Source organism: Pseudidiomarina sediminum DSM 21906 (assembly GCF_000423165.1).
GTDB lineage: Bacteria > Pseudomonadota > Gammaproteobacteria > Enterobacterales > Alteromonadaceae > Pseudidiomarina > Pseudidiomarina sediminum.
Genome location: NZ_AUHL01000005.1, coordinates 342,749 through 366,268, shown reverse-complemented (window position 1 = coordinate 366,268; position 23,520 = coordinate 342,749). Strand labels below are relative to the sequence as shown.

23 protein-coding genes are annotated in these 23,520 nt (G+C 50.2%); 11 read left to right on the top strand and 12 right to left on the bottom strand.

The features are described from left to right. Positions 1-259 precede the first annotated feature (259 nt). A complete protein-coding gene (locus tag G535_RS0101640) occupies positions 260-2,071 on the top strand; it encodes a DEAD/DEAH box helicase (RefSeq protein WP_026860471.1) in 1,812 nt (603 codons plus the stop codon). A 51-nt stretch (positions 2,072-2,122) separates the two neighbouring features. On the opposite strand, the gene G535_RS0101635 is transcribed toward G535_RS0101640, so the two are convergent. Next, positions 2,123-3,712 carry a cryptochrome/photolyase family protein gene (locus tag G535_RS0101635; RefSeq protein ID WP_051206886.1) on the bottom strand — a complete coding sequence of 530 codons (1,590 nt, stop codon included), beginning with the start codon at positions 3,710-3,712 and terminating at the stop codon, positions 2,123-2,125. A gap of 154 nt (positions 3,713-3,866) precedes the next feature. On the opposite strand from G535_RS0101635, the gene G535_RS0101630 reads away from it, so the two are divergent. Continuing rightward, positions 3,867-4,607: a hypothetical protein gene (locus G535_RS0101630; protein ID WP_026860469.1), complete on the top strand. Its 741-nt coding sequence runs from the start codon at positions 3,867-3,869 to the stop codon at positions 4,605-4,607. A gap of 5 nt (positions 4,608-4,612) precedes the next feature. Then, positions 4,613-6,634 carry a lipid IV(A) 3-deoxy-D-manno-octulosonic acid transferase gene (waaA, locus tag G535_RS0101625; RefSeq protein WP_026860468.1) on the top strand — a complete coding sequence of 674 codons (2,022 nt, stop codon included), beginning with the start codon at positions 4,613-4,615 and terminating at the stop codon, positions 6,632-6,634. Here waaA and G535_RS0101620 read toward each other — a convergent pair. From G535_RS0101620 to mutY, 4 genes are all read right to left on the bottom strand, one after another. After that, positions 6,631-7,884 carry a glutamate-5-semialdehyde dehydrogenase gene (locus tag G535_RS0101620; RefSeq protein WP_026860467.1) on the bottom strand — a complete coding sequence of 418 codons (1,254 nt, stop codon included), beginning with the start codon at positions 7,882-7,884 and terminating at the stop codon, positions 6,631-6,633. The two genes, waaA and G535_RS0101620, sit on opposite strands and share 4 nt — an antisense overlap. Continuing rightward, the gene (gene proB / locus G535_RS0101615; RefSeq protein WP_026860466.1) at positions 7,881-8,993 is read right to left on the bottom strand and encodes a glutamate 5-kinase; all 1,113 of its coding nucleotides are present in this window, start codon (positions 8,991-8,993) and stop codon (positions 7,881-7,883) included. The genes G535_RS0101620 and proB overlap by 4 nt, the downstream gene beginning before the upstream one ends. Before the next feature lie 189 nt (positions 8,994-9,182). Next, on the bottom strand, positions 9,183-9,455 hold the full coding sequence (locus tag G535_RS0101610) for an oxidative damage protection protein (protein WP_026860465.1): 273 nt from the start codon (positions 9,453-9,455) through the stop codon (positions 9,183-9,185). A gap of 40 nt (positions 9,456-9,495) precedes the next feature. After that, a complete protein-coding gene (mutY, locus tag G535_RS12625; RefSeq protein WP_051206885.1) occupies positions 9,496-10,539 on the bottom strand; it encodes an A/G-specific adenine glycosylase in 1,044 nt (347 codons plus the stop codon). Between the two features lie 170 nt (positions 10,540-10,709). Here mutY and G535_RS0101600 point away from each other — a divergent pair, with 170 nt between their 5' ends. Together G535_RS0101600 and trmB are read left to right on the top strand one after the other, a co-directional pair. Continuing rightward, positions 10,710-11,765: an OmpA family protein gene (locus G535_RS0101600; RefSeq protein ID WP_026860464.1), complete on the top strand. Its 1,056-nt coding sequence runs from the start codon at positions 10,710-10,712 to the stop codon at positions 11,763-11,765. Between the two features lie 85 nt (positions 11,766-11,850). Next, positions 11,851-12,603, top strand: coding sequence for a tRNA (guanosine(46)-N7)-methyltransferase TrmB (gene trmB / locus G535_RS0101595; RefSeq protein WP_026860463.1), 753 nt, complete (start codon positions 11,851-11,853; stop codon positions 12,601-12,603). A 15-nt stretch (positions 12,604-12,618) separates the two neighbouring features. On the opposite strand, the gene hemW is transcribed toward trmB, so the two are convergent. Next, on the bottom strand, positions 12,619-13,755 hold the full coding sequence (hemW, locus tag G535_RS0101590; protein ID WP_034727200.1) for a radical SAM family heme chaperone HemW: 1,137 nt from the start codon (positions 13,753-13,755) through the stop codon (positions 12,619-12,621). Further along, positions 13,755-14,348 (bottom strand): XTP/dITP diphosphatase, encoded by a 594-nt coding sequence (locus G535_RS0101585; protein ID WP_026860461.1) that lies wholly within the window; start codon positions 14,346-14,348, stop codon positions 13,755-13,757. The genes hemW and G535_RS0101585 overlap by 1 nt, the downstream gene beginning before the upstream one ends. A gap of 74 nt (positions 14,349-14,422) precedes the next feature. On the opposite strand from G535_RS0101585, the gene G535_RS0101580 reads away from it, so the two are divergent. After that, positions 14,423-16,159, top strand: a complete 1,737-nt coding sequence (locus G535_RS0101580) for a potassium/proton antiporter (RefSeq protein WP_126775177.1) — start codon at positions 14,423-14,425, stop codon at positions 16,157-16,159. Here G535_RS0101580 and G535_RS0101575 read toward each other — a convergent pair. The 4 genes from G535_RS0101575 to G535_RS0101560 are packed head-to-tail and all read right to left on the bottom strand — an operon-like array spanning position 16,156 to position 18,671. Continuing rightward, complete coding sequence (locus G535_RS0101575) at positions 16,156-16,599, bottom strand: DUF4426 domain-containing protein (protein ID WP_034727197.1); 444 nt, start codon at positions 16,597-16,599, stop codon at positions 16,156-16,158. The genes G535_RS0101580 and G535_RS0101575 overlap by 4 nt on opposite strands. Positions 16,600-16,601: 2 nt before the next feature. After that, positions 16,602-17,126, bottom strand: coding sequence for a YggT family protein (locus tag G535_RS0101570; RefSeq protein ID WP_026860458.1), 525 nt, complete (start codon positions 17,124-17,126; stop codon positions 16,602-16,604). An 11-nt stretch (positions 17,127-17,137) separates the two neighbouring features. Beyond that, positions 17,138-17,965, bottom strand: coding sequence for a pyrroline-5-carboxylate reductase (gene proC / locus G535_RS0101565; protein WP_026860457.1), 828 nt, complete (start codon positions 17,963-17,965; stop codon positions 17,138-17,140). Between the two features lie 16 nt (positions 17,966-17,981). Continuing rightward, positions 17,982-18,671 carry a YggS family pyridoxal phosphate-dependent enzyme gene (locus G535_RS0101560; RefSeq protein WP_026860456.1) on the bottom strand — a complete coding sequence of 230 codons (690 nt, stop codon included), beginning with the start codon at positions 18,669-18,671 and terminating at the stop codon, positions 17,982-17,984. Between the two features lie 37 nt (positions 18,672-18,708). Between G535_RS0101560 and G535_RS0101555 the strand changes: the two genes are divergently transcribed. Genes G535_RS0101555 through tsaD form a run of 3 tightly spaced genes read left to right on the top strand, consistent with a single transcriptional unit; the run spans position 18,709 to position 21,948 of the window. Continuing rightward, on the top strand, positions 18,709-19,746 hold the full coding sequence (locus G535_RS0101555) for a type IV pilus twitching motility protein PilT (protein WP_026860455.1): 1,038 nt from the start codon (positions 18,709-18,711) through the stop codon (positions 19,744-19,746). Between the two features lie 21 nt (positions 19,747-19,767). Next, complete coding sequence (locus G535_RS0101550; RefSeq protein ID WP_026860454.1) at positions 19,768-20,880, top strand: PilT/PilU family type 4a pilus ATPase; 1,113 nt, start codon at positions 19,768-19,770, stop codon at positions 20,878-20,880. A 51-nt stretch (positions 20,881-20,931) separates the two neighbouring features. Next, entirely contained in the window at positions 20,932-21,948 is a 1,017-nt protein-coding gene (tsaD, locus tag G535_RS0101545; protein WP_026860453.1) for a tRNA (adenosine(37)-N6)-threonylcarbamoyltransferase complex transferase subunit TsaD, read from the top strand. 6 nt (positions 21,949-21,954) lie between these two features. Here the strand turns inward: tsaD and plsY are convergent, their stop codons facing one another. Then, positions 21,955-22,545, bottom strand: coding sequence for a glycerol-3-phosphate 1-O-acyltransferase PlsY (gene plsY / locus G535_RS0101540; protein WP_026860452.1), 591 nt, complete (start codon positions 22,543-22,545; stop codon positions 21,955-21,957). 98 nt (positions 22,546-22,643) lie between these two features. Here plsY and folB point away from each other — a divergent pair, with 98 nt between their 5' ends. Further along, on the top strand, positions 22,644-22,997 hold the full coding sequence (folB, locus tag G535_RS0101535; RefSeq protein WP_026860451.1) for a dihydroneopterin aldolase: 354 nt from the start codon (positions 22,644-22,646) through the stop codon (positions 22,995-22,997). After that, complete coding sequence (gene folK / locus G535_RS0101530; protein ID WP_241970469.1) at positions 22,978-23,520, top strand: 2-amino-4-hydroxy-6-hydroxymethyldihydropteridine diphosphokinase; 543 nt, start codon at positions 22,978-22,980, stop codon at positions 23,518-23,520. Before folB ends, folK begins: the two co-directional genes overlap by 20 nt.

The window sequence follows — 23,520 nt, the reverse complement described above, 5'->3', positions numbered from 1 at the left end:
CACATCCATCGGTGACTTGAATGAGTTCTGACCCGAGTATGTTGGTTATCGTTCAGTGTTGCAATGCCAGTTTAACTTGATATTTGCGGCGCTTTTGCGTATAGTTCGCGCTCCTCAGGGTTACTACCGCTAATGATGGGAGCGGCTCAACCCCTGATACGCTGGGGTTCAGCGCCTATTTCCTGCCAGAGTGTTCATCGTGTTCTGTAGCTGGGCGTACATCCCCCATACTATTGCTCAGAATTGATGAGAGAAAAATATGTCTGAATTAATGACTGGCCAGTCGTTCGCCGACTTAGGCCTGCCTGTTGCTGTGCTTAACCAAATCGAAAGCATGGGTTTTACTGCACCAACACCAATCCAACAACAATCGATCCCTGCCTTACTTAATGGCAAAAACGTGCTTGGTGAAGCACAGACCGGTACGGGTAAAACTGCCGCGTTTGGTTTGCCAGGTTTAACCCTGATCGATGCCAAATTACGTCAAACGCAAATGTTGGTGGTTGCACCGACGCGTGAACTTGCAATTCAGGTTGCCGAAGCTTTGGCCGAGTTTGGTCGTCAAACCCGTGGCCTTGAAGTCGCAACTGTTTATGGTGGTGCTGCGTTTGGCCCACAAATCAAAGCCTTGCGTACCGGTGCACAAATCATCGTAGGTACCCCAGGTCGGTTACTCGATATGCTGAACAAAGGCGTATTGAAGCTTGATGCCTTGCGTATGGCGGTACTTGATGAAGCTGATGAAATGCTCAACATGGGCTTCATCGACGATATCGAAACCATCATGGGTGCTGTTCCTAGTACGTCACAGCGTGCATTGTTCTCAGCAACCATGCCAAGTGCGATTCGCCGTTTAGCGAAAACCTTCTTGGTGAATAGTGCTGGTGACGAGCCAGTGAACATTAAGATTGCACCAAAAGCTGCGACCAAGTCGACCATTCGTCAGCGTGCATGGCAAGTGCGTGGCTTAACCAAAATGGCGGCGTTAACACGTTTGTTAGAGACGTTGGAATATCAACGCGTGTTGATCTTCGTTCGTACGCGTAGCGATACCATGGAGCTGACCGAGTTACTGCAAAAATCAGGCTTTAAAGCGTCGCCTTTGAGCGGTGATTTGAACCAAACTCAACGTGAGCAAACGGTCAATCAATTACGTAGCGGTCATATTGAAATTTTGGTGGCAACGGATGTTGTGGCGCGTGGTCTTGACGTGCCAGAAATCACTCATGTGATTAACTATGATTTGCCAGGTGACAATGAATCTTACGTGCACCGTATTGGTCGTACCGGCCGTGCTGGACGTAGTGGTGAAGCTATTTTGTTCTATCGCCCGCGTGAAAAGCACTTGTTACGTCAGTATGAGCGTTTGACCAACAGCACCATCGAGTTTTTCGAGGTGCCGAATGCGGAGCAATTAAGCGCGCATCGTCAGCAAATCTTGCAAGACAGTATTGTCGCTAAAGTTAGCAGTGGGGGCTTAGAGCAGATGGCGCAAATCGTTGCTAACATGCAGGAGCAAACAGGCTTGAGCGCTGAGCAAATCGCCGTTGCCTTGTTAGCCGAGCAACAAGCAGCGCGTCCTTTGGTTGTGCCTGCAGATCCACCACCACGTAAGTTCGCTGACCGCCCGGAGCGTGGTGAACGTGGCGACCGTGGTCGTCAAGAGAAGCGCCCTGGTCGCGATCGCCGTGACGCCAACATTGATTTTGATACCTATCAAATTCAAGTGGGTCGCGAGCACGGTGCACGACCACAAGATATCGTTGGCGCGATTGCCAACGAAGCAGATATTGACAGTAAATTTATCGGTCAAATCCAGTTGTTTGATAACCACAGCTTGGTTGAGTTGCCGAAAGATATGCCTACAGGTGTATTGCGTATTCTACAACGTGCCCGGGTGCGTCAGCAGCAAATGGGCATGGAGTTATCGGATAAAACCATCGCTGCACGTCCACGTAAGCCTCGTGGTGAGCGTTCAGGACCTAAAGGTTTTGCCGGTAAGCCGCGTCAAGGCCAAGGTCGTGGTGGTGAGCGCCGCGGTGGCGAGCGTCGTGGTCGTAACTTCCAGTAAGTTACGCTGCTATTAAAGTTAATCAAAAGGGAGCCTATCATGGCTCCCTTTTTAATTTAATTGGGCGAGGAATTGTTCTGCGCGCTCAAGTAGAGCCCGTTTTGTCTCAGCGTCACGCCGTTGCCATTGCTTCGCGATAAGCGCCATCCGAGGATTTTTGTCAAACTGCTCCATGTGTCGATCAATAAAGTGCCAGTACAGGCTATTGAACGGACAACTTCGTGGGCCCGTTTTTTGTTTCACGTCATAGGAACAGGTGTCGCAATAGTTCGACATTTTTTGGATGTAGCTACCACTTGAAACATAAGGTTTGGTTGCCACAATGCCACCATCGGCAAATTGACTCATACCACGCGTGTTCGGCATTTCTACCCACTCTAACGCGTCAATATAAATACCCAAATACCAGGCATCGACCTGAGCCGGATCGCAACCGCTCAGTAGGGCGAAATTACCGGTCACCATTAACCGTTGAATATGATGGGCATACGCATAATCCAAAGACTGTTGAATGCTTTGTTGCAAGCAATTCATATCGGTTTTTGCGTCCCAATAAAAGTCTGGCAGCGGGCGTTGGTGATCGAGCGCATTGAGATGTTGATAGTCCGGCATAAATTGCCAATAAACGGCGCGAACAAACTCCCGCCAACCGATGATTTGACGGATAAATCCTTCAATCTGATTCAAACTGATTTTATTTGGGTACTGTTGCCACGCATGCAGTGCTGCTTCGACCACATAGCGTGGGCTTACCATTTTGGTATTGAGTGCAAAGGATAGGCGTGAATGGTACATGCTCCACTGACCTTGCACCATGGCATCTTGATAGTCCCCAAAGTATGGCAGTAGATGCGTGATGAAATAATCAAGTACCTCTAGCGACTGCCGTCGTGATACTGGCCACAGAAACTGGGTAGGGTTCAGTGTTCCCATGGTCTTTACCTGATGGCGCTGCAGCATTTCGACAAGGGCACTGACATCCGTTGCGAAGGTGATAGGCGGCGGAAATTGATGCGATTGCGCTGGGGTTTTACGGTTTTCTTTATCAAAGTTCCACTTGCCCCCAAGCGGCTTGCCTTGCTCCATTAAATAGCCGGTCTGTTTGCGTACGCGGCGGTAAAAATACTCCATGAGATAGCTAGGCTTATCGCCAAACCAATCCTGTAAGACACTGCGCTCCGTTAAAAAGTGCTCACTATCAAACCATGTTACGGCGAGCGACTGTTGCGCTTGCCAATCCTGTAGTTGTTTATCGACGCGATATTCATCTGGCTGCTGGAGATGGAGTTCGCGTACGCCTGTTGTGCTAATAATTTCCTCGAGGTGCGTGGTGAGACTCGGGCTGTGCGCTGTTGCATCAAGGGTCAGGTAGAGTACGTGATGGCCGGCCTTAACCAAGGCGTTCGCAAAGTTGCGCATGGCAGCAAAAAAGCCGACAACTTTTTGGATATGGTGGCGACAATAATCGGTTTCTTGGCGCAGCTCTAAGAGTACAAATAAACGCTCGTTTTGACGTTCTTGAAACCACGAATGTTTGGCGTTGAGTTGGTCGCCGAGCACTAGCGCAAGCTGGGTAAACCGCTCACTAGGAACATCACTAAGGTGCTGATAGCAGTCCTCAGAAAGCACAAAAGAGGTCATGTTTGTTGATTCTAAATAATGAAAAAAGAGGTTGTTGATCGAAATACGGGGAAAAGTCAGGAAAAGATCGCCAAATACCCGCTTGAGCATAGCCACAGTGCGGAATATTTGGCATTATGGCGGCCTAGAAACAGCGTCATACAGGCAGGATACTATGCAGCCAGTTAACATTATTTGTATTAAGTGGGGCCAAAAATACGGCTCTGATTATGTCAACACTCTCTATTCGATGGTCAGCCGCAATCTCTCGCGCCCGTTCCGCTTTGTCTGCTTTACCGATGACAATGATGGCATTCGTGAAGAAGTAGAAGTAAAGCCAATTCCTGAGGTCGGCTTTGCTGATTTTGACGAGCGCAAACCGTGGACCTTCGGACATGGCTGGTTGAAGTTGACCGTGTTTGCACAACCACTTTACGACCTCGAAGGACCGACCTTGTTCCTTGACTTAGATATCGTGATTGTTGGCAGCCTCGATGAATTTTTTGAGCCTGAAGGCGATTTCCTCGTTATTAAAGAGTGGGATAAATCCGATGCTACCGGGAATACCTCGGTATTTCGTTTCAACATCGGTGCGCATGTTGATGCCATCGAGCACTTGAAAAACGATCCTGTCGGCTCACGCAAAGATGTTCGTAATGAACAAGAATTCATTACCCAGTTCGTCGATCGCCAAGGGAAGTTGCAGTATTGGCCAGCAGAGTGGTGCCGTAGTTTCAAACGTCATTGTTTACGCCCATTCCCACTGAGCTTTTTCCAACAACCACGGATCCCAGAGGGCGCGAAAGTGATTATTTTCCATGGCCGCCCGCACCCAGACGACGCTGTCGCTGGTCGTAGTGGTAAGTGGTACCGTAAGGTATTGCCGACCACGTGGATTAGTGAGTACTGGCGTTAATTGCAATGACAGCCGCTTATCGACTGCTTATTCGGCTGTTAGTGCCTTTTGTTTTTGTTTATTTATGGCTGCGGGGCCGGAAGGCGCCTGCCTATCGCCAGCGCTGGTGTGAGCGGCTTGCACGTCAAGCCGTTCCTGCTGCAGCGCGCGGCGGCATTTTAATTCACTGTGTGTCCGTTGGTGAGACCGTCGCAGCGCGACAACTTATTACGCAGATCCTGGCGCGTTACCCCGGCGTTCCTGTCACCTTATCGTCGATGACGCCTACAGCTGCAAGCCTAGCGCAGCAGGTGTTTGGTGAGCGGGTGCATCACGTTTACTTGCCCATAGATACCCCCGCTGCAATGGCGCGTTTTTTCAACAAATTTGCCCCAGAGGCGGTGGTGGTGCTGGAAACAGAAGTTTGGCCTTGTATGTTGCGCGAAACTGTTCAGCGTCAGATCCCGTTCATGCTATTGAACGCGCGGTTATCAGAGAAATCGCTTCATTCGTACCAACGTTATAGCTGGCTCCTCGGCAATATATGGCGCCAATTAACCTGGGTTGCGGCACAAAATAGCGCAAGTCAGCAGCGTTTTATCACCCTTGGCGTTCCGGCTGAGCGAGCTGTAGTGCGGGGCAATTTAAAGTTCGACAGTCAAGTACCCGCAGCAGTGTGGACGCAAGCGAACGCCCTCAAGCAGCAATTACAACGGCCGGTTTGGGTTGCTGCCAGCACCCATAAAGGCGAAGACGAAATGGTGCTTGCGGCCTTTCACCAGGTGTTGCAACAGCATGCCGATGCACTGCTCATTTTGGTACCGCGTCATCCAGAGCGTTTTGCGAGCGTGGCCGACCTCGTTCGTGAGCAAGGTTTCAAGCTTGCCATCCGTAGCCAGCAACAACAGCCGACGGCTCAGCAGCAGGTGTGGCTGGGTGACACTATGGGCGAGCTGTTGTTATGGTATGCCCTTGCCGACGTCGCCTTTATCGGCGGTAGCCTGATTACGCGCGGTGGCCACAATCCATTGGAACCGGTGGCGACCGATACAGCTGTGGTTAGCGGACCTCATGTCTTTAATTTTCAAGAAATTTTCCAGCGTTTAGCGGATGCTCAAGCTGTCCTTTGGGCGGACAATAGCGGCCAGTTAGCAGAGCAACTGCTGACACTTTTGGCAGATGCTCCGCAACGGCAAGCAATGCAGCAAGCAGCGCGGGATGAGTTTGCACAAGACCAAGGTGCGACAGCGGCCATGTTGGCTGATGTGGTGCGTCATGTGCCCAACTGGTTACAGGAAAACTATGCTATGTCGAATGTGGAAACCTTAACGCCGGTAACAGGTGAAGAAATTTGGTACCGCAAGGACCGTTTTGAGCACTTTGATGCAGCCTATTTTGATGCTGCGCATTGGCATAATGAAGCGAAAATTGTCGGTGCTGCAACCGGCCGAAGTACGGCCTGGTTTATCCGTGATGGTGCGCAAGCAATGTTGTTACGCCACTATTACCGCGGTGGTTTGGTGGGCAAGATCAATCGTGATCGCTTCAAACGTGAACCCATCGCGCAAAGCCGCGCTATGGCTGAATTCGAGTTGTTGATGCAGTTGCGTGCGCGTGGCTTGCCGGTACCAGAGCCTTTAGCGGCACGTTATAAAAACGCGCCGGCTTGGGGCTATCGCGCCGATATCTTGGTGGAAGTGATCCCAAACGCGAAGGATGTGTTTAAGTTGTTGGGCGAGCAACAATTGGAGGCGGCGCAGTGGCACGTATTAGGCGCTGCCATTCGTCAGTTACATGATGCTGAGGTCTACCATTCGGACTTAAACTGCCACAACATTATGCTCGATGCCGAGGATAAAGCGTGGATTGTTGATTTCGATAAATGTGGATTTCGTTCGCCTGGCGAGTGGCGTGATGCCAATTTGGCGCGCTTGCTACGCTCATTCCATAAAGAGTTAGCTAAAGCGGAAGAGGCCAAGCGCAACTTCCATTGGCAGGAAGCGCGCGATTGGCCGTTATTACTTGCAGGATACCAACACGCGTCTTAGGCGCGTGTTTGACCGTTACCGGTCACGACAAACTTCTCGGTCGTTAAGGCTTGTAGACCCATAGGGCCATAGGCATGGAGTTTACTGGTCGAAATACCAATTTCAGCGCCCAAGCCGAGTTGCCCACCATCACTGAAACGTGATGACGCGTTCCACATGGTTACCGCTGAATCTACCTCACGAATGAAACGCTGTGCTGTCGCTTCATTTTCGGTGGCAATCACTTCGGTGTGGCCGCTACCAAAGGCTTGAATATGCGCGAGAGCGCCCTCGAAACCAGCCACGGTGCGTACTGCGATTTCAAGTGCGAGATACTCTTCGCCAAAAGCGTCGTCAGCAATTACATCAGCATTGTCGAAATACTTTGCTGAAGCTTGGTCGCAGTGCACGGTAACCCCTTTCTCTTGCAGCGCTTGGGCCGCCTTCGGCAGAAACTCAGCAGCGATAGCCTCATCGACTAAAAGTCCCTCGAGCGCGTTACAGACACCGGTGCGATGGGTTTTACCATTCAATAGTAGTGCTAATGCTTTCTCGATATCAGCGTCTTTGTCAACGTATAGGTGGCAGACCCCTTTGTAATGTTGGATCACAGGGATCTTGCTGTTATCGCTAACAAAGTGGATTAGGCCTTCACCACCACGTGGAATGACCAAATCGATGTGTTCATGCTGTTGCAACAGGTCGAGCATTAACTCGCGGTCAGGAGTTGGCACCACAGCAATGACATCTTCAGGCAAACCACTGTCACGTAGCGCTTCGTGTAAAGCTGCTGCAATGGCTTTGCTGCTTTCAATCGCCTCACGCCCACAACGCAGAATCACTGCATTACCTGATTTGAAGCAAAGCGCACCGGCATCAGCTGTCACATTCGGACGTGCTTCATAAATCATGCAAATAACGCCCAATGGAATACGCATTTTTTCAACTTCGATGCCATTTGGACGGGTGGTCAGCGGCATCCGCTCACCAACAGGATCGGCTAATGCGATGATTTCTTCGATGGCGGTTGCCATACCCTCAATACGTTCTGCATTGAGTTGTAGGCGGTCTAACATCGCTTCGCTAAGCTGCTTTTCACGGCCTGCAGCCATATCTTTTTCATTGACGGCTAAGATGTCAGCTTGGTGTTTGCGAATGGCATCGGCCATCCGTTGCAGTACCGCATTTTTTTCTGTTTCTGTCAGCGGAGCTACAGCGCGAGCAGCAATGGCTGCGCGCTTGGCAATATCGGTTGCTACGGAGTTACTCATTCATCCTCCAAAATAGTTAAATCGTTACTTTCAATAACTTCAGTTATCGGGCTATAGCCATATTGCTCGGCAATCGAGCTCACTTCTTGCCCCTTGATGTGCAGCAGTTCGTGTGAGCTGTATTGGCAAATGCCTTTGGCGACAGCTTCAGTATTTTCGCCATTGCGGATCACCACGGCATCACCGCGGTTAAAGTCACCTTGTACGTCAACAATGCCGGTGGTGGTGAGGGCATCGCCAGCGACCACGGCATCGGCTGTCTCACTATCAACCACGACTTCGCCTTGCGAGACGAGGGTATGGCGTAACCAATGCTTTTTGTTGCTCATTGGATCTTGCTGGCGCTTAAACAACGTGCCTGGGTTTTGGCCCTGCAGCAACAGCTCAAAAGTTTCACCTTTGCTGCCATTCACGATGTAAGTGTCGATACCGTGTGAAGTAGCTTTCTCGGCCGCTTCAATTTTGGTTCGCATACCGCCGGTCGCAATTTTGTTGGTTGTACCACCTGCAAGAGCAAAAATGTCTTCGGTGATTTCTTCCACGATAGGCATTTTCTTGGCGTCAGGTTTCACCCGCGGGTCTGCATCAAAAAGACCATCGATGTCCGAACAAATGAACAGCGCATCAGCGTCGACCAGCGTCGCAATCATGGCGGCAAGGTTATCGTTGTCACCGACCTTCATTTCGTCGGTGGCTAAGGCGTCATTTTCGTTGACCACGGGCAATACATCGTGTTCTAACAATGTGTGCATGGTATTTCGAACACTGACATAACGGGCGCGATCGCGGAGGTCACCATGCGTAATCAAAATCTGTGCGCACGGGAAGTCGAAAAATCTAGACCAGTTAGCCATCATGTCGGGCTGACCTACAGCCGCCATTGCTTTTTTAATAGGTACCGGAATGGGGTGGCCGTCATAGGCGATGTGCGTGCGCCCTGCGGCAGCACTGCCGGATGAAACCAATACGACCTCTTGTCCGCGCTCTCGACACTCGATGATAAAGCGGGCAATGGCCAATAAATATTTACTGCTCGTTCCTGTATTGTCTGGCGCAATTAACGCGCTGCCAACCTTAACGACGGCACGCTGCCAGGAAGGCATGTTCATAGTAGCTCCCTTTTGAAAAATTCGTTCGTAGTCTAACAGATTGGATGGCGTTTCTCTAGATTCAGCACATAAATGCCATCTATCTCAGTCATACACTACTAAAATCGCACAAATAATGCGCTAAATTTGTGAGGGGAGTTTAAAAATGAGGTAAAAAAAAGCCCCGATATCGGGGCTTTATGAATTGGTTTATGCGCTGGGAGGGGTGTAGCCTTCAATTTCTACATCTTTCCCCTCAAACAGAAAGGCTTTCATTTTTTCTTCTAAGAACTCACGTGCCGCGGGATCCATCAGATTGAGTCGCTTTTCGTTAATCAGCATGGTTTGTTTTTTTTGCCATTCGCCCCAGGCTTGCTTCGAGATGTTCTCAAAGATCTGTTGGCCGAGTTCTCCAGGGTAGAGCTGAAAATCTAATCCTTCAGCTTCTTGCTTTAAATACTGACAATACACAGTTCGACTCATAACAACCTCTAATAAATTAGTGCTCGTCAGATTCTACGCATTAAAGCTGAATCTGACAAACTTCGTCCCAGTTCAATTGTTCGAGTAGCTTGCGGATGGGAGCCGGCAAACCTATGTTGGCAAGGTGCTCGGGCTCAATGCGTCGTCGTGGTCGATCGCTCGGCGGTAAGCTAGTGACCCACACGTGACCATCCAGTTTGTAATGACTAAAGGTATGCTTGAAGCGCGTAAGCGGCTTCCCCTGCGGCGCCTCCTTGCATTCTGGAAGACTCCAAAGACTTGGCCAAATACCATCAGCGGGCCGTTGCTCCAACACCACGCCTTGCCCATTGATATCCAGACAAAAGTGACCCGGACGCGTTGGAATACGGGCTTTCACCTCTCGCTTAGGGTAGTCCTCTACGCAATCCTGTTGGTAGGCGCAACACACCTTTTGCAGCGGACAAAGCTCACATGTCGGTTGACGAGGTTTACAAACGGTGGCGCCTAAATCAAGGAGACCTTGAGCAAAACGCCGATTGTTAACTGTCGGAGTGTAATGTTCGGAAAGCTCCCAAAAGTACTTGTCGTGGGTACTTTTATTCACCACGTAGGGCAAGGTGAACAGGCGTCCAAGTAAGCGCTTTACGTTGCCATCAACAATTGCCGCAGGGGCATCGAAGGCAAATGCACGAATAGCTCCGACGGTATAAGGTCCGACGCCAGGAATTTCTCGTAGCTCTTCCATCGCTTGTGGCATGGTGCCTTGATAGTCCGCAACAACTTTTTGTGCGGCGGCTTGGAGGTTGCGTGCACGTCGGTAGTATCCTAAGCCTTGCCAGCAGGCCATCACCTCTTGTTCATCAGCATTGGCGAGTGCAGTGAAGGTAGGAAACTGTTCAAGCCAGCGCTGAAAATAGGGGATCACTGTTTTTACTTGGGTTTGTTGCAGCATTAACTCGCTGACAAGAACATGGTAAGGATCATTGTGTTGTTGCCAAGGTAAGTCATTCCGACCATGCTGGCGCTGCCAGTTGACGACCGTTTGAGCAAAGTCGTCGGCGCTTATCACAGCGTTGGCATCCTGCGGTGTAACCCTTTGCATAACAAGTATTCTCTTTTACTCTGATGAAGTGGGTTGGAAAGTTCGTTTAAGCTTATGTAAAGCTTGTGTAAACGGTAAAGAATTCGCTAAAAACCAAGCAAAAACGATAGATTTCGTATATAGTAACGGGAAATAAAAATCTATTCATTGGGAAATTTAAGGAGCATCTCGTGAATCGTATCGCAGCAATTTCATTTGCAGTAGCCGCAGGCCTTTCTGTAACAGGTACAGCGTTCGCGCAATCTACCGACAAAGATGGTCAGTGGTATGTAGGCCCACGTCTGGGAGCATTCGGAACGGACTCTGATCGTGTTGCAATCGACAACAATCAGCTCCGCACCTTCAAAGGTGGTCCGGACAGCGCCTTCTATGGTGTTGAAGGTGGTTTCCAATTTACTCCTGAGTGGGGTGCTCGTGTTTATTATGATTACTTGCGTGGCGACTTAGAGTTCGCTGACAGCGCAAGCGGTCGTGTTTATGGTGTTGACGTGTTGTATAACTTCACCGACAACGTTTACGGTAGCTTAGGTTTAAACAACACTGAGCTAGGTGACGTTTCTAACCGCTTCTTGCGTGTTGGTGCGGGTTACACTGAGCAACTTACCAATAACTTGAACTTGTTCGTTGAAGCTGCTGTGCAACAAGATGACAGCAACTTGACAGAGTGGATGGTGATGACTGGTTTGCGTTACTACTTCGGTAGTTCAGCCGCAGCTCCAGCTCCAGCGCCAGTGGTTGAAACTACGACTGCTGACTCTGATGGCGACGGCGTGACTGATGACAAAGACTTGTGTCCTAACACTCAGCCTACCTTCAAAGTAGATGCGAATGGCTGTGTAATGTATCGCAACGAAACCATCACCCATGAGTTGATGATTAACTTTGCGTTTGATTCAGATGACGTACCTGCTTCTGAGAAGCCTGAGATCAAAGATACCGCTGACTTCATGCGTGATAACCCACAATTGGATATCCGTATTGAAGGCCACGCAGACAGCACTGGTCCTGCGCAATACAACCAAGGCTTGTCTGAGCGTCGTGCGAAGTCTGTTGGCGATAGCTTGATTCAAGATTTCGGTATCGAGCAAGAGCGTGTAAGTACTGTAGGTTACGGTGAAGACCGTCCATTAGTACCAAACGACTCTAAAGAAAACCGCGCGAAGAACCGTCGCATCGAAGCGAAAATGTCTGTCACTAACGAAGTTCCAGTGAAAAAAGACAACTAAGTTTCATAGTGCTTTATTAAAAGGCGCGCTAGGCGTAAGCTTAGCAGCGCCTTTTTTGTGTTTGTAGAGGAATGAAAGTTAAGTTATGGCAGAGCAAGACCGTACCCACGGCGATACTCAAGAGAATCTTGCCAATGCGCAAGAGCAAGGTCGCTATATCCGTAAAGTTCGTAGTTTTGTAAAACGTGAAGGCCGTCTTACCAAAGGACAAGCTGGCGCACTTGAGCGCTGTTGGCCAAGCATGGGCCTGACCCATGAGATGGGGCTGTTAGATCTGGACAAGGTGTTTGCGCGTCAGGCGGATACCATTGTTGAGATTGGCTTTGGTATGGGACACTCGTTGGTTGAAATGGCCGCGGCAGCGCCAGAAAAGAACTTTATCGGTATTGAAGTACACCGCCCAGGCGTCGGCGCTTGTTTAATGGAAGCTGAAGTTCAACAGGTCGAGAACCTACGCGTATTTGAGCACGACGCGGTCGAAGTATTGAATGACTGCATCGCGGACCAAAGCCTCGCCGGCGTACAAGTGTTCTTTCCAGACCCTTGGCATAAAAAACGCCATCATAAACGCCGTTTGATTCAACCTGAGTTTGTAGAGTTGCTGCGCCAGAAGCTCGCGATTGGCGGTATCTTGCATTTAGCGACCGACTGGGAAAATTACGCCGAGCATATGCTCGAGGTGATGCAAGCAGCTGAGGCACAAGGAAACTGGCAAAACTTGTCGGCTTCAAATGATTATATTCCGCGTCCGGAAGAACGGCCATTAACCAAGTTTGAACGTCGTGGCGAACGCTTAGGTCATGGCGTTTGGGATCTTAAATTCCGCCGTGTGAAGTAAGTGGTGCGGCGTTTATTACACCATCTCATCAAGAATTGAATTCACGAAACGACGCCCTAGTGGCGTCGTTTGCCAATGGCTTGGTGAACTTTCCATCAGTCCTTTTTCTAGCGCCGGAGCCAATGCCTTCTCTGCTACCGATAACGACAGGCCAGTTCGCTCAGTAAAGAGACGCTTTTCAATCGGTTCAGCAAGTCGCAGCAAGTTCATAAAAAACTCGAACGGTAGCTCGTGTTGTTCGACCTGCCATAAACGGTAGCGCAGCGGTCGTGTCAGGTCGAGATAGCCTTGCGGATGACGGATCTTCTCACAGCGTAAAATACGTTGTTCGTGGGGCAGGGTGATTTTGCTATGTGCCCCGCAACCAATGCCAAGATAATCGCCAAATTGCCAGTAGTTGCGGTTATGGCGACTTTGGTGACCTGGTTTCGCGTACGCACTCACTTCATAGTTGTCATATCCCGCCGCGCGCAGTTTTTCTTGTCCACGTTCGTAGATGTCTTCCAAAATTTCATCTTCTGGAAGTTGTGGTGGGCGGCTCGCAAAAGAGGTATTCGGTTCGATGGTGAGCTGATACCACGAGATGTGAGGTGGGTTAAGCGCCAAAATACCGTCGAGATCGGCCATAGCTGCGGCAACGGACTGTCCCGGTAAACCATGCATTAAATCAAGATTAAAGCTTCTTAGCGGCAAGGTTTGCGCGTGCTGCGCCGCCGTGATGGCCTGTGCGGGGTCATGAATGCGACCTAACCCTTTGAGCTGCTCAGCATCTAAACTTTGCACCCCGATCGAGAGGCGATTGACACCGGCGTCCGCGAAGCCCTGAAACCGGGCTTGTTCAAAGGTACCCGGGTTGGCTTCCATGGTGATTTCGCAATCACTGGCCAATGTCACTTGCTTAGCGATGCCATCAAGCAATTGTTGCATCGCTTGTGGGGTAAGGAGGCTAGGGGTACCGCCACCAATAAAAATACTTTGAATGACACGACCCTGTACCCACTCGAGATCGGCGCGCAGGTCATCTAGCAGACGGGCGACATAGGCTTGTTCAGGCACGCCTGCCTTCAATGCGTGCGAGTTGAAGTCACAATAGGGGCACTTTTGCACGCACCAAGGTATGTGCACATAGAGCGCGAGTGGGGGCAGCGTCATCACTGCGTTGCCAGCTCGTCGAGAAGTTTTCGTAAGGCCTGTCCACGGTGGCTAAGCTGTTGCTTCTGGGCTTTATCGAGCTCGGCAGCAGTGCAGCCGAGAGTTGGAATGAAGAACACTGGGTCGTAGCCAAAACCACCGTTGCCGCTCGCGTGTTGGGCGATTTCGCCATGCCAACTGCCGTGACAAATGATAGGCGTCGGGTCGTCGGCATGGCGCATAAAAGTCAACACACAGTGGAAACTTGCTTGGCGCTGTTCCGTTGGCGTTGATGCTAAGGCGTCCAGTAATTTGCTGACATTGTCAGCGTCACTTGCCTGGGGGCCAGCGTAGCGCGCGGAATAAATGCCTGGCGCGCCGGCCAAGGCGTTGACCGCCAAACCTGAATCATCTGCCAACGCGGGTAAACCAGTCAGTCGAGCAGCATGGCGAGCTTTTAAGATGGCATTTTCGACAAAGGTCAGGCCAGTCTCTTCAACTTCCTCGAAGTGCCATTCGTTTTGCGCGCGCACACGCCAGTTTAACGGACGAAGGAGTTCACTAAGTTCACGGACTTTGCCTTGGTTTCCAGTAGCTAATACGATTTCTTGCATGACAGATTCTTTGGTTTTCGGCACAATAGGAGGCATTATAAGCTATCTAGGCTAAGCGACCAAAGGAGAAATCAGTGACAGATTTAAATGGTGTCATGTTGTTGATGGGGTCGTTACTGCTGGTCAGCATTTTAGCCGCAGTAGTGTCCTCACGTTTTGGTGCGCCGTTGTTGCTGGTGTTTCTTGTGGTGGGCATGTTGGCCGGTGAAGAGGGGCTGCTTGGGATTGCCTTTGATGAGCCGCAAGTCGCCTTTTTTATTGGCTCCCTCGCGCTAGTTATCATTATTTTTGACGGCGGTATGCGTACCCGCAAAGAACGTTTTCGCGTGGCGTTGTGGCCGGCGATAAGTCTCTCCACGATAGGTGTAGCCTTAACCTGTACCCTAACCGCTGTTGGTTTGGTTTATCTATTCGCGGTGCCATGGCCGATTGCATTATTGATTGGTGCTATTTTGAGTTCGACCGACGCTGCCGCAGTGTTCGGTATCTTCCAATCGCAAAACCTCAGAATCAAGCAACGTGTCACATCTACCCTCGAGATTGAATCGGGGACCAACGACCCGATGGCGGTCATTTTAACCATGACGATGACCACCGGTATCGTCTCAGCGCAAGCTTTCTCGATTCCTGCCGTAGTGCTAGATGTCTTACTACAGCTGGTGCTTGGTTATATCGGTGGCTGGCTCGGCGGTCGTTGTTTTGTTTTTATTGCGCGAAAAATTACCGCCCAATTCGCCTTTTTCCCACTACTTGCGGCCGCCGGTGCGGTGGTGGTGTTTGCGTTAACCTCAGGAGCTGGCGGAAGTGGCTTCCTCGCCGCGTACCTGATGGGCTATATCATCGGGAATGCGCGTTTACCGCAGTTAATGCATATTTTGCAGGTGCAAGATGGTTTGGCGTGGTTAAGCCAAATTATGATGTTCTTAATTCTTGGGTTGCTGGTCACTCCCTCACACCTTGTCGAAAACCTCGGGTTGTCGCTCGCGGTCGCGGGAATGATGATTTTTATCGTGCGTCCGATCGCGGTATTGGTGAGCTTACTACCCTTTTCATACCCGCTGCGAGAGCAACTCTTTATCAGCTGGGTCGGGCTGCGTGGGGCAGTACCTATTATTTTGGCGCTTTACCCTTGGCTCAGTGGCGTACCCGGGCAAGAGTTGTTCTTTGACATCGCTTTTGTGGTGGTCATGGTGTCGTTGGTTTTACAAGGTTGGACGCTGGCACCAATGGCGCGTTGGTTAAAACTTGAAGTCCCCGCTGCTGCGGAACCGGACCGTCGCATGGCGCTCGATCAGGTCGGTAGTAACGATCCCCTAGAGTTGTGGTCGTATGAAATGCGCGAGCAATCTCCGGCTTGTGATCATGGTTGGCATGAGCTGCGTTGGGCGGTCCCGCTCGAGTTTGTTGGGCTGATCCGCGACGGCGAATGGATTCGACCACACACGCGGCCGCAACTGCGTGAAGGCGACAAGGTGCTGGTGATTGCTCAAGTGCAACATGTCGATGAAATCAGTCGTGTGTTGGCCGCAGGAGGACAAGCCCGCACGTTGAATGTCAGTGACTTCTTTGGTGACTTTGCCTTAAACGGCGAGCTCAGTTTAGCTGATGTGGCCGACTTCTATCCGCTCGGTGAGCTGGATGATGCGGTGTTGCCGCTGACCTTACACGAGTATTTCACCCGGAAATTCCACCGTCGCGTGGTCGTGGGGGATCAATTGGTGTTGGGAAGTGTCCAACTCACGGTACGCGAGTTGGACGAGCAGGGATACTTACTCAAAGTTGGGGTGAAGTTGCTGAGTAATGAGGATTAATTTTCCCAAAACTCTTTCGAGAACTTCAGTTCGTGTTGCTCTTTACCTTGTTTCATGGTGATGAAAAAACGCAACGTCTCTAAGTGGGTGAACGACGTTTGCGCGATGTAGTACACCGCATCACCTTCAACCACCTCTTGAAATTCAAGGTTTTGCTGCATGCTCAGCGGGTTCATCGCATATCCTTCGATGCTCACGCGTTGCGCAGGCTTACCGGCTTCATTTGCCGCCAGCACGGCAATGTTCAGCGTCGCAATCCGTGACGAGCGCTCAAGGTTATACTGTTGCGCCATTTCGGGGCGTAACAGCGTCGAGTTAAAGGCGTTGTAATGAACTTCCCATGGGCCCAAACGTTTGCTTTGCTCGGCGAGCGCAGACGCTGGTGCCAAGGCGCCAACGAAACATAAAGCAACGAGGAAACGCGCTAAATAACCTGCCATGATTAAACTCCAATTAAGATGCGTAAGGCTTGAATACCAATAACTAGCACTAACACCGATAAATCTAGGCCGCCAATCGGAGGCAAGATACGACGGATCGGAGCTAAAAATGGCTCAGTTAACTGAATTAAAATAGCTTGCATTGGATTGTAGCCCTGTGAAAACCAGCTCAACAAAGCGCGAATAATGACAATCCAGAACAGCAACTGGAGGAACTGACTGATAGCGCCAAGCACCCCAAGTAACGCAAGGTCCGGCCAAATAAATGGGTAACCAAGCGCGGCTGAAAGGGCGACGTACTTGCCAAAACTCACCAGTAAAACTAACACTACAGAGGCAAGATCCCAGACGCCGACGGTCGGGATCAACTTACGCAGCGGTAATACCAATGGGTTGGTGATTTTCACTACGAATTGACTCATAGGGTTATAAAAATCTGCGCGAGCGGCTTGTAGCCATACGCGTAAAATGACCACCATCAAAAACAACTCGAAGAGTATGGTGATAAGAAAGCGGGTCAGTTCCATAGTTCGTTACCTTAAAAGAGTTTTGCCATTTCTTGGTTGCGTTGCACCGCAGCCTTGACGGCATCGTCTGAAATTTTATCAATATCGTAAGCCTGATATTGTTCAATGCCCTTAGCTGTAGAGCCACCTTTACTCGTGACCTGTTTCCGTAAGTCTTCGAGCTCTAAATCACTGGCGATGGCCATTTCGGCAGCACCTAATGCTGTCTGTTGTACCATAGCGCGCGCTTTTTCACGATCAAAACCAAGTCCAACGGCAGCTTTTTGTAGGCTCGCCATGAATTCAAAGAAGTAGGCAGGGCCACTGCCTGCCACTGCACCAAGAATATCAAGCTCGTCTTCATCGGCCACCCATAAGGTCGCTCCTACGCCATCAAAAGCTTCAGTGATGTAAGCTTTATCGTCATCACTCACGCGATCATCAGCGACGAGCCCCGACATACCTTTACCGACCAAAGATGGGGTATTTGGCATCACCCGAATCATGCGAATGTTGGCGCCAAGATAGTCGCGGTATTTTTCGATACGGATACCAGCGGCAATGGTGACGATCAGTTTATCGGCCAAATCGGCAACTTCGTTGCGTAATGCGGCGCAGACGTCAGCCATCAATTGCGGCTTCACAGCCAGCACGATGACATCTGCGTGTTTGGCAACTTCGGCATTGTCATGGCTGGTATGCACGTTAAGTTCATGCGCCAACTTCTCCAGCTTGGCTGGGCTTGGGTTGCTGACCCAAATCTGATTGCTTGGGTAACCACTGGCTACCATGCCTCCGACAATACTCTGCGTCATATTTCCGGCGCCGATAAATGCGATGTTGCGAGGCTGGTTGGTCATTTGTTACTCCTTGTTGTTAGGTCGTGCGGGCACCAAATAAGGCTGTACCGATACGCACCAGCGTTGAGCCAGCAGCGATGGCTTCGGTCAGGTCATTCGACATACCCATAGAAAGTGTATCTACGGTAGAATATTGGGACGCAAGCTGAGAAAACAACCGTTGCATGGCTTGCAAGCTCTGCTGCTGTTGTTGATCACTTACTTGCGCCGCAGGAATGGTCATGAGACCACGTAATTGCAGCTGGGGCTGTTGGACGATGAAGTCCGCTAAGGCGGCAATCGCATCCGGGTGAACCCCTGACTTACTCTGCTCATCATCAATGTTCACTTGGATGAGTACGTTTAAAGGCGGTAGGTGGGCAGGTCGTTGCTCACTCAAACGCCGTGCGACTTTCTCGCGGTCCAGACTGTGAACCCATTGAAAAGATTGCGCGATATCACGGGTTTTATTGGACTGGATAGGACCAATAAAATGCCAGACGAGATCGGGCAAATCGGCGAGCTCTTGTTGCTTGCTTAAAGCTTCTTGCAAGTAGTTTTCACCAAAGTCACGCTGGCCAAGGTGATAGAGCTCACGAATGGCAGTTGCAGGTTTCGTCTTACTGACAGCTAACAATTGCACCGATTCTGGGCTACGATTGCACTGTTGACACGCTGTCTGAATGCTGTTGCTGACTTCTGTGAAACGCGTATTTATGCTATTCATCGGGTAACGGCTCACCAATAACAATAAGAGATCAAGTATGGATATTACAGAGTTACTTAGCTTTGCCGTCAAACATAACTCTTCTGACTTACATCTTTCGGCTGATTCGCCCCCTATGATACGAGTAGATGGGGACGTTCGTAAAATCAATATTCCAGCGTTAACGCATAAACAAGTGCAAGAGCTGGTTTATGACATTATGAATGACCGTCAACGCAAGGAATACGAACAAAACCTAGAGTGTGATTTCTCGTTTGAAGTACCTGATCTGGCCCGTTTCCGAGTGAATGTATTCGTGCAAAACCGTGGCTGTGGTGCAGTGCTGCGGACCATCCCAAGTGATGTGTTAACGCTTGAGCAGCTGGGGGCTCCTGAGATTTTTAAAACCATTGCTGACCAACCGCGCGGTTTAGTCTTGGTGACCGGGCCAACAGGTTCTGGTAAATCAACGACGTTGGCGGCGATGGTGGACTTTATCAACGAAAGTAAGCATCACCATATTCTAACCATCGAAGATCCGATCGAATTCGTTCATAAAAATAAACTGAGCTTGATCAACCAACGTGAAGTTCACCGAGATACCCATAGCTTTAACAACGCTTTGCGTTCGGCGCTTCGTGAAGATCCTGATGTGATTCTGGTCGGTGAGATGCGTGACTTAGAAACCATTCGTTTGGCGATGACGGCCGCTGAAACGGGTCACTTAGTGTTTGGCACCTTGCACACCACGTCAGCGCCGAAAACCATTGACCGTATTATCGATGTCTTTCCAGGGGATGAAAAACCTATGGTGCGTTCAATGCTATCTGAGTCCTTGCGTGCAGTTATTTCTCAGGCCCTACTAAAACGTGTCGGTGGTGGTCGTGTTGCCGCCCATGAAATTATGATCGCGACACCAGCAATTAAAAACCTCATTCGTGAGGACAAAGTCGCGCAGATGTATTCATCTATCCAAACCGGTGCAGCGCATGGTATGCAAACCCTTGATCAAGGTTTATTGAACCTACTTAACCAAGGTTTGATTTCGCGTCTTGAGGCGCGTGGCAAAGCGTCCAACAAAGAAACCTTTAAGTAACGGCGAAGGAGGGTTAGCGGCATGCTGCTCGATAAACTATTACAAGTAATGATTGATAAGCAGGCGTCGGATTTGTTCATTTCGGCGAACTTACCTCCAAGCCTTAAAATTAATGGTGAGCTACGCCATATTACCGAGCAACGGCTGACCGATGAAGGGGCGCTCGATTTAGTTAAAGAAGCACTCGGTAAAAAGCACCTTGATGAATTTATGCAGGAGCGCGAAGCGAACTTTGCCATTTTTCGTGAAGGTATTGGCCGTTTTCGTGTCAGTGTCTTTTGGCAGCGTCAACGCGCCGGCATGGTGATTCGCCGTATTGTCACTGAAATTCCAACCGTGGAAGAGCTAAAGCTGCCTGACGTATTGACGAAACTTATTATGGCAAAACGCGGTTTGATGCTGGTCGTCGGTGGTACCGGAACGGGTAAATCGACCAGTTTGGCAGCGCTTATTGGTTATCGGAATCAGCATTCGCGCGGACATATTTTGACCATTGAAGATCCGGTAGAGTTTGTCCATGAACATGGACAGTCGATGGTTACTCAGCGTGAAGTAGGCACCGACACTGAGAGCTTTGAAGCAGCGCTAAAAAGCTCATTGCGACAGGCTCCAGATGTGATTTTGGTGGGTGAGATCCGCTCGCAAGAGGTGATGGAGTACGCACTTACCTTTGCGGAAACGGGCCATTTATGTGTCGCGACCTTGCACGCCAACAACGCCAACCAAGCGATTGAGCGGATCATGCATATGGTGCCAAAAGAAAAAATTGGCAAACTCATGTTTGATTTGTCGTTGAACCTACGCGGTATTGTCGCACAACAATTGGTACCAACCACCGATGGTGGACGTGTTGCGGCAATTGAGGTGTTACTCAATAGCCCGATTGTGGCAGAGAAAATTGCCACCAGCGATATGGGCGAAATCAAAGAGATCATGGCTAAATCGCGAGAGCTTGGCATGCAAACCTTTGACCAAGCCTTATTCGACCTATACAAAGCACGTAAGATTTCGTTTGAGGATGCCTTGCGGCATGCTGATGCTCCAAATGATTTACGTCTACGCATTAAGTTGAGCGGTGATATGGGACGTGATGAAGATGGTCCATTGAAAGGTGTGACTGTTGATCTCGATTGAGTTCGATTAAACTAGCGTCCCTGTTATGTTGTGAGGAGTCGGGTAGGGTTTATGCGTGTATTAGGAATCGAAACGTCGTGTGATGAGACGGGTATCGCTATTTATGATACCGAGCAGGGCTTGTTGGCGCACCAACTCTACTCGCAAGTGAAGTTGCACGCGGATTACGGCGGGGTTGTCCCGGAGTTGGCCTCGCGTGACCACGTGCGAAAAACCTTACCTTTAATTCAAGCAGCCCTGCAGCAAGCAAAATTGACCTCGGCCGACATCGATGGCATCGCCTACACAGCTGGGCCCGGCTTAGTTGGGGCGCTTTTAGTCGGCGCCTGTGTGGGGCGCAGTTTGGCGCTTGGCTGGCAAGTTCCAGCGGTCGCTGTGCACCATATGGAAGGGCACTTGTTAGCACCAATGCTGGAAGAAGATGCGCCGCAGTTCCCCTTTGTCGCCTTGCTGGTTTCGGGCGGTCATACCCAGCTGGTACAGGTGGATGGCATCGGTCAATACACGCTACTCGGTGAATCTGTCGATGATGCCGCCGGTGAGGCGTTTGATAAAACCGCCAAACTCATGGGGCTTGATTATCCAGGCGGCCCTCGTTTAGCGGCAATGGCTGCAGAAGGTCGCAGTGGTCGCTATCAATTCCCACGTCCCATGACGGATCGTCCAGGTTTGGACTTCAGCTTTAGTGGATTGAAAACCTTTGCAGCAAATACCATCGCAGCGGCAGACAGTGATCCACAAACCCGTGCTGACATTGCCTGTGCTTTCCAAGACGCTGTGGTCGATACTTTATTGATTAAATGTCGGCGGGCGTTAAAACAAACAGGGTTGAAACGTTTGGTCGTGGCCGGTGGGGTAAGTGCCAACCAAGCATTACGACAGCAACTGCAGGCGTTTGCGACACAAATTAATGGCCGTGTTTATTTTCCGCGCTCGGAGTTCTGTACCGATAATGGTGCAATGATTGCTTATGCGGGGGCACAGCGTTTATTGGCAGGTGAGTCAGTTGATGAACGCATTAAAACTTATCCGCGGTGGCCGTTAGAACAACTTCAAGCCTTATCGTAAGTGGCGTTAACTATTGCGACGAATGCGTTGTTCGTCGCCACTGCGTAGTCGCGAAATATTCGATTGATGGCGCCAAATGATCAGGGCAGAAATCATGATTACTGGAACTGTGTATTGAGGCTTGATCCAATAGGCGTAAAACGGCGCAAGCGAGACGGTAATAATTGCCGCTAGGGATGAAACTCTGCTGATCCTGAAGACCACCAACCAAGTGAAGATAAGTAATAAAGCCATTTCCCATGCCACGGGAAACATCGCGCCAAGTGCTGTAGCGACGGCTTTGCCGCCACGAAAATGAAAATACAGCGGGAAAATATGGCCAATACAGGCTGCCACGGCAATTAAGCCGAGAAAGAGTGGTGGGATATCGAGAAAGTAAGAGCCCCAGACTGGGATCATGCCTTTCAAGACATCGAAGAATAAGGTCAGAATGGCGGGAATTTTGCCGCCGAGACGATAGACGTTGGTGGCGCCTGGATTATTCGAGCCGGTGTGTCGCGGATCTGGGAGGCCAAACAGTTTGCAGATAAGGACTGCACTACTGATTGAGCCAAACAGGTAGGCAACAACAATGGCGAGAACAATTAATCCACCCATAAGGTTTCTTTTCCGGTGCGCTTTTCATTCAAGTGTAAAGCACTTAGCATAAGCGCTTTGCGATAAAATAGCTATGCTGACAACAAAAGTGAGCGACAATGGACAAAGTTTTTGTAACCGGTTTACGTACCGATGCCTTGATTGGGGTTTATGAGTGGGAACACGAACAACGACAACCTTTGTTATTTGATCTCGAAATGGACTGGGACCAACGGGCTGCGGCAGCATCTGATGCGATTGCTGATGCGCTGGATTACGATGCCCTGAGTCAGGCTGTGAAACAGCTGGTAGAAGCGCGTCCGAGACAGTTGATTGAAACGGTTGCTGAAGAAGTCGCGCAATTGATTCTCACTGAGTTTTCAGTCACGCGAGTATGTGTGCGGGTTGAAAAGCCGCAAGCATTAACCATAGCGACCACCGTTGGAGTTCAGATTGAGCGAAGCCGACCCTAAGATGCAGACGGCCTACTTAGGTTTGGGAAGTAACCGTCGGCGAACCCATCATATTGGTGCTGGTATTCGAGCGTTGCATGCGCGCTTTGCGTCAGCAGAGCACCCGATACGGGTGGCTCGAGTCTTTGAAAGTGCCGCGATAGGTTTCGACGGGCATGACTTTTACAATACTGTGGTCGCCATTGAGACCGATGTGTCGGTGGCGGATCTGGTTGCCGCCTGTAAAACGATTGAACGCGAACATGGTCACCCATCGAGTGCACCTAAGTACAGCCCTCGCACCCTGGATATTGATGTGCTGCTCTACGCCGATCTGGTCTGTGAACAGCCGATTGTGTTGCCGCGGACTGAGGTGCTAGAGAATGCTTTTGTGCTTTGGCCTCTAGCTGAACTAGCACCGACCTTCGTCCATCCAGTGCAGGGGCAAACCTTTGCGCAACTTTGGCAAAACTACCGTTGCGAGCAGCGGTTAAAACCGCTAGAATTCGTCTTTGAAGCCTTACCATACCTGCAAACCCCTTAG